Origin of the sequence: Rothia sp. CCM 9417 (assembly GCF_048513575.1) — a bacterium.
In the GTDB taxonomy this organism is placed as follows: domain Bacteria; phylum Actinomycetota; class Actinomycetes; order Actinomycetales; family Micrococcaceae; genus Rothia.
The window spans coordinates 1-16,067 of record NZ_JBLXXT010000011.1 but is presented as its reverse complement, the minus strand read 5'-3'; the positions used below and the strand labels follow the sequence as shown (position 1 = coordinate 16,067).

The 16,067-nt window shown below is 55.8% G+C and carries 14 protein-coding genes; 11 read left to right on the top strand and 3 right to left on the bottom strand.

The genetic code is table 11. The features are described 5' to 3' along the window. The first annotated feature begins 12 nt into the window (after positions 1 to 12). From ACN082_RS09750 to ACN082_RS09700, 11 genes are all read left to right on the top strand, one after another. Complete coding sequence (locus tag ACN082_RS09750) at positions 13 to 3,654, top strand: phage tail protein (RefSeq protein WP_419100667.1); 3,642 nt, start codon at positions 13 to 15, stop codon at positions 3,652 to 3,654. A 573-nt stretch (positions 3,655 to 4,227) separates the two neighbouring features. Next, complete coding sequence (locus ACN082_RS09745; RefSeq protein ID WP_419100666.1) at positions 4,228 to 4,998, top strand: hypothetical protein; 771 nt, start codon at positions 4,228 to 4,230, stop codon at positions 4,996 to 4,998. Next, positions 4,995 to 7,226 carry a hypothetical protein gene (locus ACN082_RS09740; RefSeq protein WP_419100665.1) on the top strand — a complete coding sequence of 744 codons (2,232 nt, stop codon included), beginning with the start codon at positions 4,995 to 4,997 and terminating at the stop codon, positions 7,224 to 7,226. The genes ACN082_RS09745 and ACN082_RS09740 overlap by 4 nt, the downstream gene beginning before the upstream one ends. A gap of 3 nt (positions 7,227 to 7,229) precedes the next feature. After that, positions 7,230 to 8,681 (top strand): polysaccharide deacetylase family protein, encoded by a 1,452-nt coding sequence (locus tag ACN082_RS09735; RefSeq protein ID WP_419100664.1) that lies wholly within the window; start codon positions 7,230 to 7,232, stop codon positions 8,679 to 8,681. Positions 8,682 to 8,775: 94 nt separating this feature from the next. After that, positions 8,776 to 9,438, top strand: a complete 663-nt coding sequence (locus ACN082_RS09730) for a phosphodiester glycosidase family protein (RefSeq protein ID WP_419100663.1) — start codon at positions 8,776 to 8,778, stop codon at positions 9,436 to 9,438. A 10-nt stretch (positions 9,439 to 9,448) separates the two neighbouring features. Continuing rightward, positions 9,449 to 10,825, top strand: coding sequence for a hypothetical protein (locus ACN082_RS09725; RefSeq protein WP_419100662.1), 1,377 nt, complete (start codon positions 9,449 to 9,451; stop codon positions 10,823 to 10,825). Further along, complete coding sequence (locus ACN082_RS09720; RefSeq protein WP_419100661.1) at positions 10,822 to 11,739, top strand: hypothetical protein; 918 nt, start codon at positions 10,822 to 10,824, stop codon at positions 11,737 to 11,739. The genes ACN082_RS09725 and ACN082_RS09720 overlap by 4 nt, the downstream gene beginning before the upstream one ends. 5 nt (positions 11,740 to 11,744) lie before the next feature. Continuing rightward, positions 11,745 to 12,137, top strand: a complete 393-nt coding sequence (locus tag ACN082_RS09715; protein WP_419100660.1) for a hypothetical protein — start codon at positions 11,745 to 11,747, stop codon at positions 12,135 to 12,137. A 78-nt stretch (positions 12,138 to 12,215) separates the two neighbouring features. Then, positions 12,216 to 13,178 (top strand): LysM peptidoglycan-binding domain-containing protein, encoded by a 963-nt coding sequence (locus ACN082_RS09710; protein WP_419100659.1) that lies wholly within the window; start codon positions 12,216 to 12,218, stop codon positions 13,176 to 13,178. Next, positions 13,168 to 13,470 (top strand): hypothetical protein, encoded by a 303-nt coding sequence (locus tag ACN082_RS09705; protein ID WP_419100658.1) that lies wholly within the window; start codon positions 13,168 to 13,170, stop codon positions 13,468 to 13,470. Before ACN082_RS09710 ends, ACN082_RS09705 begins: the two co-directional genes overlap by 11 nt. 12 nt (positions 13,471 to 13,482) lie before the next feature. Beyond that, positions 13,483 to 13,635, top strand: coding sequence for a hypothetical protein (locus ACN082_RS09700; protein WP_419100657.1), 153 nt, complete (start codon positions 13,483 to 13,485; stop codon positions 13,633 to 13,635). Positions 13,636 to 13,685: 50 nt separating this feature from the next. Here ACN082_RS09700 and ACN082_RS09695 read toward each other — a convergent pair whose 3' ends face one another. The 3 genes from ACN082_RS09695 to ACN082_RS09685 all read right to left on the bottom strand — a co-directional run bounded on the left by ACN082_RS09695 (position 13,686) and on the right by ACN082_RS09685 (position 15,884). Further along, positions 13,686 to 14,516 carry a tyrosine-type recombinase/integrase gene (locus tag ACN082_RS09695; protein WP_419100656.1) on the bottom strand — a complete coding sequence of 277 codons (831 nt, stop codon included), beginning with the start codon at positions 14,514 to 14,516 and terminating at the stop codon, positions 13,686 to 13,688. Then, complete coding sequence (locus tag ACN082_RS09690) at positions 14,504 to 15,343, bottom strand: hypothetical protein (protein ID WP_419100655.1); 840 nt, start codon at positions 15,341 to 15,343, stop codon at positions 14,504 to 14,506. Before ACN082_RS09690 ends, ACN082_RS09695 begins: the two co-directional genes overlap by 13 nt. Positions 15,344 to 15,644: 301 nt before the next feature. Beyond that, complete coding sequence (locus tag ACN082_RS09685; RefSeq protein WP_419100654.1) at positions 15,645 to 15,884, bottom strand: hypothetical protein; 240 nt, start codon at positions 15,882 to 15,884, stop codon at positions 15,645 to 15,647. Between the last annotated feature and the right edge of the window lie 183 nt (positions 15,885 to 16,067).

Below are 16,067 nucleotides of genomic sequence, written 5' to 3'. Positions count from 1 at the left end.
AAGGCGGTAGTTTTGGCGACTTACGAATATGGGAAAGTCGGTGTCAGGGTTTACCCCTTGACGCGGGGTTTCGAGAAGTCTCTACGAAACAAGCTGAAATCTCTTGAGAAGAAGTACGAGCATAAGGTGCGGGTCGTGCCGGACCTGGATAAGTTCGCTACCCGCCTCAACGCGGCTATCCGTAGAGCAGAGCGTGAAGTATCAGACATTACTGTCCGCGCTAATGTCAAGGTTGATCGAGACAACCTACAGCAAACTCTCAACAAGCACAGCGGGCAACGAATAAGAGTCCCCGTAGACGTTGATAGCGAGAAGATGCGCTCAGCCCTAGACAGGGCTTCTAAGGCCATGCGGTCACGCCCTATAAATCTGCCGGTGTCTGTCAGCGAAGACAAGGTTCATGCTGACTTGCTACGGGTTATGCGGGTCATTGAGAAGCACCAGGGCGGGGTGAATGTCCCTGTTGGTGTTGAGGCTCGTAAAGATTTCTTTACGAAAATGGAGCGCCTGGTCTCTTATGTTGAGCGCAAGGCTAAGCCGGTTGAATTGCCGGTAGGTCTTGACCTTGATAAGGCGCGGTTGGAGAGCACTATCTCTAAAGCCAATAAAGCCTTCAAGTCTTTGGCTGTCGATATTCCTATGGATGTTGATACTAGGCATGTACGGTCTGAGTTGCAGAAAGTCATGGCTCGCATCAAGCAGCTGGGCGAAGCTCAGATACCTGTTGAGCTAGAGGACAGGGAACGGTTCTTCCGTGAGGTTGATGGGCTTGTTGATTACGTTGAGGGCAAGAAGGCCGAGCTCACGGTAAAACCAGAGGTAGATTCTGCCGCCGCTAGGGCTGAGCTGAAATGGCTTACTCGCCCCCGTTGGGTCGAGGTCTTGGTGAGTGTCAATAAAACGGCTTACGGGCGTGTAGAGAATATCCTCAAACGGCTCTCAGGGTACCGTATGCTCCGCAACTTCTCAGAGCGGTTGGAGGACTTTGCTAAGAACATCGACCAGACTCTGCCTAAGCTCGCGCTCCTATCCTCTGCGCTCGCTTCAATGGGCGGTTGGCTGGCAGCTGCTTCATCTAACGTTTTTGGTTTTGGTCTTGAACTAGGCCGGATGCTCAAGTCTGTTATCGCTCTGCCTGGGATACTGGCAGGTTTTGCAACTGGGGCGGCGGCTCTTTTCCTTGTCCTGAGCGACATGGGTGAAGTTCTGGAAGACCTGAAACCCCGGTTTACTGAGCTGCGTGAGCAGATGTCCAGTAACTTCTGGGGTAAGGCTGAGGCGCCTATACGCAATCTTGTTGATAATTTGTTCCCTTCTTTTTCTGAGGGGATGCGGCGGGTGTCTGACTCTCTGGGCGAGCAGGTCAAGCAGATCGCCAATACCATGAGTGACGCGCTCAGTGGTGGGCAGCTGGAAAGCATGTTTGACAGCCTAGTTTCAAGCATTGACATAGCCACGCTGGGCATGGATGACTTTGTGCGAGGCTTACTGAACATCGGTGAGATTGGTGGGCAGTACCTGCCGAGACTTGCTGAGTGGTTCAACGATATATCCAGGTCTTTCCATGAGTGGTCCAAGACTGCTGATGCTTCTGAGGCGATCGAGCAGAGTATCACGTCAATCAAGGCGGCAGGCTCTGCTATAAACGGTCTTGTCAAGATGTGGGGTGCGCTGGGGCGTGCCGCACTGGACTCTGGTTCTGGCGGTTTGGTTGGGTTCGCTGAGTGGACCCAGCGGGCCGCAGATAAGTTGAATGAGCTCCATGTCCAGGACTCCTTGCGTAAGTATTTTGGTGCCGGGCATAAGGCTATGGAAATCTTTGGGCAGGCCGTGGGAGTCTTGGGCGACACCTTGCTGTCCTTGGATGATACGTTCGCCCATATCGTTGAGACTGGTTCCAGGGCGTTTACCAACCTAGCCATTATGGTCCTGAGACTTTTCCAGATGCCGGGTGTTCAATCCAGCGCTACTGGGATGTTTGACCAGATACTCGTTGCGGTTAGCAAGGTGACGCAGAAGCTCCCCGAGTTCGCTTCACTCCTCGAAACAGCTATGGATTCTATTGGGGCTATAGCCCCGGTGCTGGCAGATGTTTTTGCAGCGGGCATTGATCTGCTAGCCCCTGCGTTTGACTCTATTATGCAAGCTGTTACCGCACTGGTACCTGTACTTGGTGATTGGCTTGTGCGCGCTCTTGTCTGGGTGAAAGACAATATTCTGCCGCTGGTTGAGGCTGCGTCTCAGTGGGCGCAGGCTAACCCTGAATTGGCTTCTACTCTCTTGCTGGTTGTGGGCGCTGTTACCGCGCTTGTTGCTGTGCTGGCTCCTATCGTGGTGAGCGTCTTGACGTTTATCGGAACAGTAGGGACAGCTGTGACCGCCTTGGGTGGTCTTGAAGCGATTATGGGTGTGGTCGGCTCCGTTCTAGCTGAACTGAGCGGGGCAGTTGGCCTAGTAGTCCTGGGTGTGGCAGCTTTCGTTGGGGCGCTGGTTTATGCCTGGAACACTTCGGAAGATTTTAGGAACGCGGTCCAGGGTCTACTTGACAAGCTGGTTGAGTTCGCTCAGCCCATCCTGGATGCGGTCATCCCGGCTCTGCAACGCCTGGGCGAGATTCTGTGGGACGTTGCCACCACAGCGCTTGACGCTTTCACTGAGATAGCAACTAAGGTAGTCGAATTCGTTGCAGCTGTCCTTGAGACGTTACAGCCTCTTATAGACTTCCTTGGCCCGGTTCTGGGGGTTGCGTTTGAGGTTCTTCTTGATGTTGTCAGCGTTGTCTGGGAAGGCATTAAGGGAGTCATTGAAGGTGCTGTAGATATTATCGTTGGCATCTTTGATGTTTTCATTGGCCTAATCACCGGTAACTGGGAACAGTTCTGGGCTGGTTTGGCAAGTATCTGCGATGGTGCGATGAAAATCATTAGCTCCGTTATTGATACTGCTTGGAACTTTATTCTCACCGTGATTCAGGGTGCAGCTGACCTTATCAGCCAAATCATTGATGGTGCTATGAAGTTTATTGGTGACGTCATTTCCAGGGCAATGGACAGCGCCGTGTCTTTCTTTACTGATGGTATGGATCGCGCCCAGCAGGCGGTCTCAAACGGCATTGATAATGTTTTGCGTTTCTTTGCTGAGCTGCCTGGAAATATCGTTTCGACTCTTGGTGACCTGGGTAGCACTCTTTGGGAATCTGGTAAGGCTCTTATCAATGGTTTCATCAACGGCATTAAGTCAATGGCTGGTTCCGTTGGGGACGCTGTTGGGCGAGTTTTGGGTAAAGCACGTGAGTACTTCCCGTTTTCTCCTGCTAAGCGTGGCCCGTTCTCAGGGCGCGGGTACACAACGTACTCTGGTCGGGCTTTGACTCGTGACTTCGCGCGGGGGATTGTCGGTAACTCGTCTGAGGTGCAGTCTGCAACTCAGAAGATGATGAAGGCTGCCCAAGTGGGTACTGTAGGTGCTTCGTTGAACTACTCAGCATCTCAGCGTGCGGAGGTGAGCAGAGCTTCTATCGGGGGCGGAGCTGACCCAGCGGTTCTTCCTATCTTGGCTGAGCTGTCAGCAGTTCTGTCACGTCTGAAAGAAGTCGATGAACGCTCTTTCTTTATGATGCACAGTAGCGCTCAGCGCTCTTACAGTAGGGGGTAAGTTTGGTTTCCTCATTACGACAGTTCTTTACAGGTAGCAAGGGGTTTGTACTTGTCTCTACAGATGAGTACGCCCCTGCCCCTGCTATTGATGGGATAGCTATAGAGGATGCAAGCACTTACCCTCCTGGCTGGGAGTCGTTATCTTTCACATCGTCTCAGTCAAAAGTCAGTATGCGGGTTAGCACAGGGGAGACGGACGGGGATTTATGGGATAACCTTGACTCTTTTTGTGTCCAACATAATTACATAACCCTGAATATCGCCCAGATTTCTATGTCCCGGACAGTTTTCGCCCGAACGTTTGGTGCAGGGCAATGGGATTCTGCCATTGGCGCCTATCGGTCCGCTGGGGTTGTATCACCTGTCTACCGGTCGGTTCTAGTTTGTTTTGCGCGACAAGAGAAGATTATGGGTATCTATTTTACTCGCGTAAAAGTGCAGCCAGGGGAGGCTTTGCTGGATAACCCTGATGGGTATCTGTTGTCTGTCCCTTTGGTTGGTTACGTGCAAGAGCCGCTGGAACCTGGCTCCGGCAAGTTCGCTGTATACCCACCGAGAAAGAGGGCATAAAATGCTATCTGGAAAATTCATTGGCTGCCCTGGCTTACTCGTCTCTGAATCCGGGGCCTGGGTGCCAGTCATCGACTCCGGCCAAATCACCGATACCACAACCCCCAACACCACCGGGTTCACCTCAGCGCTAGGAAAAAGAACTGTGTTCTTCCGGGGGCACACACCCGCCACCTGGGAAATATCAGGCACAGGCACCTGGGCACAAGCCCAAGCAATCAAACGCCTATCGCTCATGGAGCCGCAGAAATACTACTGGGTTTCACCGCTTGGTCGGCATACCAACATCCTGCCGACTGACCGCCCCCAGTACGGGCTACCGCTTGGGGTCCAGGTCGTTGAGGGGTTCCCTGTGGAAACCTACGGCCCTAACCAGTGGGGCAATAACACCTCCGCTTCGGCCCCTATCCAACCCGGAATGGAGGTCACCGCGACCGCCTTTATCGCAGGCGGTCGCCTACGCATCTGGTGGAAAGATAAGCAGGGCGAGCTGATCGACGGCCCGACCGTCTCAGCCTCTAGTGAGCTCTCGCTAGTTGAGGTTGAGGCGGTAGCCCCCCAGGAGGCTGTAGAGGTGCTCATGATTGGGCTAGGGTGCCAGCTTTTCGCATCCCCAGCAGTCAGGATTGGGCACGACCGTAAAAAGCTACCCCCTGGACCCAGCGGGTGCGGGTGGGTGAGCCTGCATGATGTAGCGATCTCCCACAGTAGCCTGGCCTACGCTCACTCCCGGCTCAATATCAGCTTCACGCTCAAGGAGGTCAGCCCATGACGACCCACCGCACCCATGAGACAGTGGCGTGGAAGAACCGGTCTTTCAGGGTCAACAACCTCACTTGGGGCCAAGAGTTCTCCGCAGGCCTGCCCGATGTTGTGGCCGCTACCTCTGGCAACAGCACCTGGCGTGGGTCCTGTGAGATCGTCAGAGATTATGATGTCTACCAGGGAGGCGCTAACCCCTGGTCTGATGCTTACCCTCAGCCAGGGGACCGGATTGTTATCCGGGTTTATGTCGATGGTGAAGAGGTTGCTGCGCACCGCCCGGTGGTGGATGCTATCAGTTTTGACCCTGAGCGGGCGCGCATTGATTTCATGATGCCTACTGATACCTTCTCAGCGGTTCTGCGCCTACCCCCGGTCTTGCAGACCTCCCCAGCCACCAGGTTGGAGAATCAGTGGGGCGATGAAACCTCCCGGACGCGCTACCCGGCGCCAACTCCGCTATGGACTGTCGCTGAGGCTTTTAGGGCAGCCAGGTATCATTTGACACCGCCGGTGCACGCTTCAACGGTCATTGACCTTTCGATGCAGGGGTGCGTGTGGACCAACACCTGGAAAAAATATGGGGAGACCGTTCAATGCCACGGGCTACCGGATTCCCCGGTGGCCTTTCCTCGTATCTATGGTGGGGCTGGTATTTTGTGGATGCACCACGGGGTGGTTTATGTTATCCCAAACCGTGGCACGGATATGTCCGATGGTTTCCGGCTTTCTTTTATGGTGCACTTGAATCATCATGCGCTTGCTGAGTTTATGGTCATGGCCTGGCCTAAGCGGCTCTTTTTGACCGTAAACGCTGACCGCTCTATTACCTTGGTGCAGGGTACTGAGCGGGAGCATGTGCTCACCGTCCCTGCTGATGCCTGGGCGGACTCAATGATGGTAACCCTGGTCGTACACAACGGGCAGGCAACCCTCTACGCAGGGCAGAATAGCATGTCAGCCAGCACCTACCTTGACACCGCCTTTAGCGGGGTGAGAGTTATCGCTCACGAGTTCGCCGGTATCGCAGGGGTGCAGGTAGATTCACTAGCCTATGGGACCTCTGCACGGGTTCAGGGCTTCACTTCGACGGCCCGTATCAAGGGTGGTCTTTTCACCTCTTACATGCGGGTGTGCCTGCCCTCGGTGAGAGATGAGCCAGCCCGTAAGGTGCTTGATGAAATCTGCTCAGCCACCCTTGCCTCTTGGTGGGTGGATGGGGATGGGGTAGCGAACTTTGAGGACGCCAACAGCCTCACTGAAGCGCGCCCCGCCCACACTATAGAATCGGCTGATATTGGCACCTACCAGATCAGCTCAGATTTGCAGAACGCCGGGTCGGGGGTGAGTATCACCTACTCAGAGCCTTCACGCTCTGCCTCAAACCGGCATTCGATAACGCTCTGGGCTAAGGGGGGCACCGCTACCGCTGGTACAACCACAGAGGATTTCGCCAAGCCAGAAGATAACGTTGAGTGGATTGAGCCGGATTTCACGTTCAACCGCATTGCCTCATCCATTGCTGGCTTCAACTCAAGAAACGGGTCATGGTGGGGCGCAGCAAAAAACGGGGCCTCCCATGATGACCCCACGCTCTGGGCATCCGGGTATAAGTTCAAGGCGCGGATGGTCACCCCGTGGGTGGTCAAAATTTCTGAGGAGTTCACTGAGGACGCTTCACGCTCTGTCTATGAGTCCCCTGAGATTTGGCGGTCATTGCGGGGCGCTGATACCCCTATCCTGCGTGGCCGGGGCCTGGTAGAACGCCAGGACAATACGCTTTCCTTGGAAGGTGGCAGGCCTTACGCCCCGGTCGTGGAAGTTGATGCCCGTAAGTGGGTGGACCGCGAGGATAGAGCACAGGAAATCGCAGCCTACCTGATGCGCTTCCTTGCTGACCCGCCACCGATTCTGCGTTCTGTGACCGTGGCCTATGAGCCTACTATCAAGCTGGGGCAGGCAGTGAAAATTAGTGGCTACGCCCCGGATGGTTCGGATTTCCTTTTTGGTGCGGTGCTTACCTGCACGGTGACTGGGTTTGAGCATGAGCCAGATGCGGGCCAGAGCACTCTTTCTTTGAGAGTTATTAGGGTTGAGGCCAGCGTCAAGACCTGGCGTGAGCTTGAAGCTGCGGCTGCGCTTGCCGGGGTCACCTGGGCTCAGGCTGAGAAAAGTATTACAGACCGTGGGGTGACCTGGTCACTCTTCGGCAATTCTGATGAAGATTATGGAGGCTAGAAGATGGCTCTAACTCCCAAATGGGGAATCTATTCTGATGACCCAGGCCAGCTGGCTCTAGGGAATACGCAGGATACCCGGCAGGCGCAGAGCATAGAGAACGCCCTCGATAAAGCGGTTATCGAGGCCTCCTACGTCAAGAACCGCCGCCTGGATGATTCCTATACAGCCGATGATGCGCTTTCAGGTTCTTTCTCTGCCACCAACGCAACCAATGCTGAAGGCGCGGGCCTGCCCGATAACTACCCGGGGGCACTCAAATCTGCCCCGGTCGCAACTGGGGCTGAGGTGCAAACCTATGAGTCGCTCAAGGGGACGACCTTCAGTCGCCGTCAGATTGGTGGAGAGTGGTCAGACTGGGTCCAGGAGGGGGCCGGGGTAGCGCGCCGTGAGCTTCTGCAACAGCAGCTTCTTGCGCGTAAGGGCCGGGTCATAGGTACCTCTGGGCGTGGGGCTATTGCCCTGCGTTTTGATGATTACCCTGTGGATTTCCGTGAGAAAGTTCTGCCCCTGCTTGAAGAGCGGGGGCTTCCTTTTACCCGCGTGACCACCTCTGACAGCATTCATGATGAGGCCATTGATGGGGCAGAGTTTCCCCTCATGCAGGATTACTGTCTCAGAGCTGGCGGGGAAGTGTGGAACCACGGGCGGACGCACGATAACGCGACCACGATGGGCGATGTTTTCCGTGAGCTCATTACTCCTTTAGATGATTTGCGTCAGCGGATGCCTCGCATCCCTATTGACTGCTTCGCCCCACCTGGTGGAGCCGTCCAGTACGCGGGGTACATGCCGTCAAACAGCATCAGCAACTACGCGGAAACTTTCGCTGGCCAGCAAGTAGTAGAGAACCATGCCCTGGTCTCGGGTTATTTCCAGGATGCTTATTGGTGGCAGCTTGATGGGCAGATCAAAGACGGCCTGAACCATTACAGCATGGACACCTACACTTTCGAGCGGGCGAAGGAGCGCATTGACCAGGCCCGCGATTCGGCAGTAGGCATGGTCTTCATGTGGCATTCAAAACCTTTTGATGAAGAGGGGAAAATGTCTCTAGCTGATTTCGAGCAGGTCCTGGATTACCTGGTTGAGCAGCGGGCGCATGAGGCTCTTGAGGTGCTGACCGTTTCTGGGCTTGCGGTAGCCGATGCCCGCTCAGATGCGCGCTCTGATGCGCTGGTAGCCCATGCCTCCATTGGGCCTTTTAGCGAGAGCGTGGACTTCGCCCGGTACCGGGCCGGACTCCTGGGCTCAACCCGTGTTCTGACTGCTTTTGTGGAAGGGGAGCCGGGGGCGGTGGTCACAAGCCAGATTGGGGATTCCACCAAGACGCACACAATCCCTGAATGGGGCTATTTGCGGATTTTTCACCCGCGCACAATACCCCTTGATAATTTGGCGCTCACGGTATCTATCGACACCCCGGCCACCGATGTGCACTTCTACGCAGTCTAAAAAGATTGGATGATGATAAATGAATTTTGGGCAGATTATTGTGCGCTCTGGGGAGCTCATATATCCGCCGTGCCGGTATGAGCTAGCAACGGTCATGGGGAAGGTAAAGCAGTGGAAGCAGGTTCATGCAGAGGGTGAGCCTGCTTTAACTTTTAGCCAGGGCAAGCGCTTTATTGACACTTTCGCTGGGGAGGGTGAGCTCGTATCTAATTGCTCGGGTTTTACTTCTTCCCGGTTGCAGGGCATCCAGATTTGGGATGGAGAAATTCTCTCTGACTTCAACGCGGTGGGTTCTTCTCATGGTGGCCGTGGTGTGGAATGTCTCGGGGTATTTGAGGATTTTACAGCTAAAACTTACTCGGCCTTTGATGGGGATACCGCCGAGCAGATGGTTGAGGAAGGGGTCAAGTGGACATTTGGTTTTGTGGGGTGCCCGGTGCGCGCGGGGGAGCCGCAGGACCTAGACGGCTCTGGCCGCTTCCCGGATTTTCAGGGTAAGCGTTCGGCTCGAAATGTTGTTGGGGTGAGCGCTTCTGGTGAGCCTATGCTCCTTTCGGTGTATGGGTCTACGGGGCGCGGTGAAGGGCTGACTTTGAATGAGTTGGCGGTTGTTTGTAAGATGCTTGGCTTTCATGAGTGCGCGAATATTGATGGTGGTGGGTCGGCCCAGGCTATGGTCAGGGGCAGGGTTTATCATCCTTCTGCTGATTCTGCGCGGCGGCGTAGGGTGCCTAGTGTGATGTCGATTAGGGTTTAGGGGTTTGCTGATGGCTGTTTATGAGCGTGTGTCGGGGCGCTTTCTTGCCCCAGACGGTAGTCCGTTGAGCGGGTCGGTGGTTTTTGCCCCGGCCTTTCTTTTTGCCCGTGATAGCCAGGCGGTGACGCTCCCAGCCCCGGTTGTAGGTGTGCTAGATGATGACGGCCGGGTGGAGGTTAGCTTGCTGGTACCAGGTGAGGGCGTTGAGCCGGACTCCTGGGGCTGGCGGGCTTGCCCTCAGCTTCGGCACGCGGGGCAGGCTGTTAGCTGGGAGTCTTTCGCTTTTGAGCTGACCGCAGGTTCCCCTGTGAACCTGGCGCAGGTCGCCCCGGTTCCTGACCCGGTGACCGGGGAGTTCATGACCCGTGGGCCTGCTGGGGCGCCTGGTGAAAAGGGAGAGAAGGGGGAGAAGGGCGATACGCCCAGCGGTGAGGAAATCCGCCCGGTGGTAGAGGCTGCGCTTCCCCCGGTAGTGGAAGAAGCTGTGGGACAGGCCGTGGCCCCGCTGGCCCCATCAGTAGCTGATGCCTATCCGCCTCACGGGCCTATCCTGCTGGAAGAGGGCAAGACCCTGCATATCCTTTCACTCGATGGTGAGGCCACTATCAGCTTCCCTGCTTCGGGAACCCCAGGCCAGTCCTTTATCCTGGCCATCATCCGAGGTGCCCAGTACGCCCGTATCCCGGGGCTAGAACCGCTAGCCGATACAGGAAGCTCCCGCACCTTGTGGGCATCGGTGGTGCATGGTAGAGATAGTTGGGAGGTCGCACCTCAGGCAACCGGCGGTAGCGGGACTGCCAATTTTACCGCTGAGCTAGAGGCCTGGAAGAGAAATGCTGGCGCTCAAAACATGAGCGCCGAAGAGCTACCGCAAGCTATGGTAAATGCTTCGGGTTGGGTCAAGAACTTTACCGAGTACATGAATGAGCGGGCTGAGGATATGGACTTAGGTCAAATAGACTCAGACCGCGAAGGCTCGAAGCCACAGCAAGTAGAGAACGCTCGCTACTGGGTGGATTATCTGGTCGATCAGCATTCTGTGATAGCTAAGATACTGAGCAACCGTAAAGTAGCTAATCAGTTTTTCGCCTGGATGGGCCAAAACCTGATGTTTGGTTCTGCCCCTTCTCCTGAGGATGCGCCGTTCTTCTTTCCCCCTAACGGGCATACGGCTATTTTGCAGGGAGATGATAGCGGAGCTACCCTAATGCTGGGTGAAGCCTATGAGGTGGTGGGGCTAGATGAAGGAGCCCCCCGACTGCGGGTACGCATACGCCCTTATGCTGACGGCTCTTACCGGGCATTCCAAGATGAAGGCATGCCCATAGCTCACCCTCACGCCGGAGAAATTTACGAGGTACCCCTCACCCGCGTGGAGGAGCCATGAGAATAGCCCAGCCGCCCTTAGTGCTACTGGCCTTTGGGGCCGTAGATGAAAAGCTAGCTCTGGTGCGCGCCACCCCGCCCCTGGCCCCTATCGTCTCTTATCGGCGCAACCGTTATAGCACCGATGTTACTTGCCTCCATTTAAAGCCTGACGGTAACCTGCTGGTGGGTTTCGGTGATTGGAGTCTTAATGGGGGTAAGGTGCCGATTTTGGAGGTGGACTCAAAAACCGGGGAGGTGCGCAGCCAGTCTGAGCCTTTACGCACAGAAAATATCTCTATCATTAAGGACACCTCAGGGGGGCTGGTGGTACCCTACACTGACCCGACAGCTAACACCCACGAGGACACGCCAGCCGGGAGGAAATGGCGTATCTTTGCGCGCCAAAAACCAGACGGTTCATGGGAAGAATCCGGAGATTTTAAGCAGGCTATCCACGCGTTTGACGCTGTAGAGCTGGATGGAGAACTTTTTTTCTGCGGGTCTATTTACCCTGGTTACGCGGCTATCTTCACACCTGGTGGTAACACCACGGCGGGGAAGATAGTAGCTTCGGAGCAAGAGCAGGGGGACTACCACAGGTTTTACCGTTTCTACCCTCACACCGAAAAAAGCGTCCGGGTGTACAACCCCGGCACTGGGCGAGCGTATATCTTTGACGGTAACGATCTGACACCAGATGAAACCGGCTGGGCCCCATCGAACGGGGCCCTGTATTGCCCCTCGACCGGCTATCAACTATTTATTGGGCCTTTGAATTGGCGTATATATACTCCGGAAGGGGTTTTGTTCTGGGACGCGCCAGCTCCTGTCTCTCATATCCCTACTGCTTTCACATGTGCCCCTGCCGGTAAGACCCTATGGGTAGGCCACAAGGACGGGTCCTTGTCCTGCTATTACATGGAAAGGAGGTGAAAAAATTGTTGTTCTCTCCTGAGATGGTCCCGGCCATTATCGGCGGTGCCAGCGCGCTATCAACGCTCCTTGGCACCTGGATCGGGGCGCGCGTTGTACCTAAGCATGTTGCGAAATCCTCTGAGATTGAAGCCCAAGCCAAGGTGATTGACTCGCTGGCTAAGCGTGTAGACCAGCAGGACGCGCGGGCAGATAAGATGCAGGCTGAGCTTGACCGTACCCACGATGAGGCGCGTTCAGCCCAGCAAGCTGCCGATGAAGCCCACGCCCAAACCAAGCTGCATCATGTGTGGAATCAGTCGCTGGTGAAGCATATCGAGTCTGGCGCGCCCCCGCCGCCGCCTGACCCGCCAACTGGCCTGATTATTATCCAGCCACCGTCTGGCCCGCCCTCTTAGGCGCGGGCCTTTTTCTTACCCAAAAACAACGCCCCGGCGCAATAAGCGCACGGGGCTTACCTATTTAAGGAGACACAAATGTTTATCACTGATCTAGCAGATAAGCTACGTGCCTATACCGCGCCTGACGGCTCAAAGCTCACCGTCATCGAAACTGCCGGCTGGAAGCTACGAGGCTACGCCGGGCAGGGCATGGAAGGCGTCGAGGGCGTTCTCTGGCATCACACAGCCACCGCAGAAGCAGCATACGCCCGCTCAAACGCCCCCACCCTGAACATCCTCATCAACGGGCATTCTTTCTTGCCCGGCCCTCTGTGCCAGCTGGGTCTGGCCCGCGATGGATCAGTTTATGTCGTTGCCGCTGGCCTGTGTAATCATGCTGGTACTGGTAGTGCCTCCGGACTCTACCGCAACGTCGGCAACTCATATTTCATCGGTATCGAGATGGAATCATCGGGTGTGCGTGACGATTGGACTGAGGCTCAGCGCCGCGTCATGCCCCACCTGGGCGCCGCCCTAGAGCGCGGCTACGGCAAGGGCAAGGACTTCATCCAGATTGGTCATAAGGAATACTCCGACCAGGGCAAAATCGACCCATCCTATATCGACATGGATGCCCTGCGCCTGGCCATCAATGATTTGCTCTATGGTGGAACCACGCATGTGGCTCCTGCTGCGCAGAACGCTGCCCCTGCACCTGGTTTCCAGACCGCTGTGGGCGATAATGCGTCGGCCCCGCACTGGGTGGTCACCCCTGGTGATACCCTGGCCAAGGTTGCACGCTATTACTTCGGTAGCTCCTCGGCTGAGGATGTCAAGAAGCTGGCTGATTACAACGGTATCAAGGACCCGAACCGCTTGGCTGTGGGTCAGCGCATCTTTATCCCCGGCCCGCTGGTATGGACCGTTGAGCCTGGTGATTCTTGGGAGAAGATTGCAACCTACTACGGTTACAGTGTGGAGGCGGTCAAGGAACGCAACCCCGGTAAGTGCCTGACTCCGGGTACTGTGCTGACTCTGTGGAAGGCTGGTGAGCGCTAAAATGTCTATCCCAGGTTTCCGTGAAGAGCTGATCGAGGTTCCCCATGAAGGGGAAGAGCCGGGGCCTGTTGCTGAGGCTAAGGAAGCGGTGGCCGAGCTGGTTTCAGCCCGAGCCCGCCGCTGGGTCTACGCCCTCTATGCTCTGGGTTCGGTCATTCTCGGCGCTATCCAAGTCGGCTACAGCGCTGGGGGTTTCACCCACCCAATCTGGCTGACCATCGCGACCGCTGTCTGGGTATTCTTAGGCGGCTCCCAGGGGCTACTGGCTCTACTGAAGACCCCTTTGACCTAGTAGTCTGGTGGCATGGATAAAGCCCTGATTGTAGCTCAGTTCCTCTACGCCAATGATGGCAACCGCAACCTCCCCAAGCAGCGCGTTTGGGTTGATTTGGCCCCGTATTGGCGAGAGCGCTATCTGCAAAATGCCCGTGAGCTTCTTACTCTGATTGAGGAGTGAGTTGGATTGGCCCTCTGCCTGCCGTGATGGTGGGTGGGGGGCCTTTCTTTTTATGCCCGGATACGGCCCGCTACCGCTTCACTCACACCCACCCTGGCGGCCTTATACCCCTGATCGTAATAGGCGGTGGTGCTCAGCCGGGTATGCCCGGCAGCTAGCATCACATCACGCTCAGACACTCCCGCATCCAGGGCGTGGGTTATAAAACTGGCCCGCATAGAATGAGGGCGCAGGGGCACGCTCAGCCCGGCTCTTTCGCCTATCTTCCTGATTTCTTTGTAGAGCTTATCCTGTGAGAACTCAATGAACGGCCCGGATGTAGGGAGGGTCTTTACGGTAGCCTCCGGTAAGGAGATAGTGGAGGCCGCCCCGCCTTTACGCAGGGGCAGATGTAGCAGAGTATGTTCCCCATCTTGGCGCAGGTGGCTGGTGTGGGCGCGCATAATATCGCCGCGCCGTAGCCCGCTGAGCAGGGCTAGGTGTACCGCCCGGTTAGCTGAGGGGCTGGCTTTGGCGGCCTCAGCCAGGATGCGCTGGGACTCTTCGATAGAGTAAAAATACTGCACCGTGCGCGGCGGGTAGGGCGCTATCCTGAGCTGATTGGTGAAATCATCGGGGATAAAACCCATGACGTGAGCGCGCTGGAGGAAGAGCCGCAGCTCTATCTGAGCTGAACGAACAGTACCTTCACCCCAGCCTTTACCGCGGGCTTCATCACGAATATGCTGCTCCACAAAGGAAGCAGTGACCTCCGCTAAGGGTAGGCGTGCTGAGGCCAGCTTGCCCAGGAACCCATCAAGGAAACGGCGCTTATTGGCAAGAGTGCGCGGGTTCTTATAGGCAGCCAGGTACTCGCGTAGCAGGTCATCTACCGACTCCACACTTTGACCGTGGGCCTGACGATGATGGGCGCGCCGGATGGCCCTTTGAGATAGGGCTCGATGTAAATCGGCTTGACCGAACCCCGACCCGGCCCGTAGGGCTGATTCCTCCAATGACCCGAAACGACGGTGCGGTGCTTCATGGCCCATTTCTTGCCCTCCTTGACGGACTCGGTCTCCCAGGGCTCTGGGTGGGTGGGGGTTTCGCGTAGCTTGATAACCCTAATTTCTGGCTGGTGCTGTGGCCTGCTGGCTTGCCCGTAGGAGGCGACCGGCTCACGCCTAGAGACACCCAGATGCGGTTGCTCAGCCAGGAGCCAGGTGGTGATCAGTAGCTTCTCTAGATGATTCTGAGCGCTGCGGCTCAGGGCTATTACAAAGACCTTATCGTGCACCCCGGTGCGCTTGACCAGGGGTGTGTCGGCCAGGGCTAGGATATGCCCCGGCAGCCACACTAGCCCTTTGACTTCAACCTGCGGGTAGATGACCTGCCCGAAGGCGCTAGTTTTTTGGTGCTCTTCTGGGGCATCGAGCCATTCTGTGGTGATACCGGTGCCGCCCTCGTAGATGATGATTCCAGCCAGTGAGGGGCGGTTATCGGACAGGGTTTGACCTGACGGGAGGTCTTCTTTGGCGTGGCTGGCGAGGATTGCCATTGGTTTTGCTACCCACCAGAGCTCGGCTTCTTCCATGAGCTTGGCGTTGTGCTTGTGCTCGGTGGCGTATTCTGGGTCGGTTCTGGCTGCGTCCCGGATGGAGGTAATGGTGTGGGTGCGTATTTTGGGGAGGTCTACAGGCCAGACCCCCCGGTTTTTTCTGCGGGGCATAGATTCTATCCTTTGTTTGATTGCTTACCCTTGTCCGGATGGTTTCGGGCGTGAGGCTCGGGCTTCTATCTCCTTGCCTCAGTAAATACTAGACCTGAATGTAACAGGCGATGCAAGTACAAGGTGAAAACGTGAAGATTATATAATCCACCTCGGTTTTGAGAATGTTCTCACGGCATCATTATGCACGACTGTTCCGTTTGGTAAAGTATTCGATGCGCCTTCCTTTGGCGTGATTGCTCCCCAGGTCTCTGGGGGTAGCCCCTGCCGCCAGCTTCTATACTTTGCGGCAGGGGCCTTTTTATAGTTCGGTGGGTGATGTGAAAACGTTTACCCTGAACCCGTGTTCTTCCAAGCGTTTGGCGATGTGCTGAACCCGCTGGGTGTGCTCTTCCAAACTTAGCTCTAAGACTCCGGCTCTACGTAGCGAGGCTTCGCTCTCGTAAATGGGTAGGTCTATTGCTTCGGGCTCACCTTTGGTGGCCCGCATTTCTAGAGCTTGTCGTAGGACTGTCTCTGCTGCTTGCTCAAAGGTTGTCATGTAGGTCTTTCTTTATTGCGTGTGGCAGTGTGCTTCCTATTCCTCTCTTGACTTTATATTGCCGATGGCAGGTTAGGCATCATGTGGGCGTAGGAAACCCTTAGATTTCAAAGTGGTGAGTTTGTGGTGACTTTTTGGGTTTGTGTCGGTGCTTTGCCTTGAAAATAAAGAGGATTGAAGTGA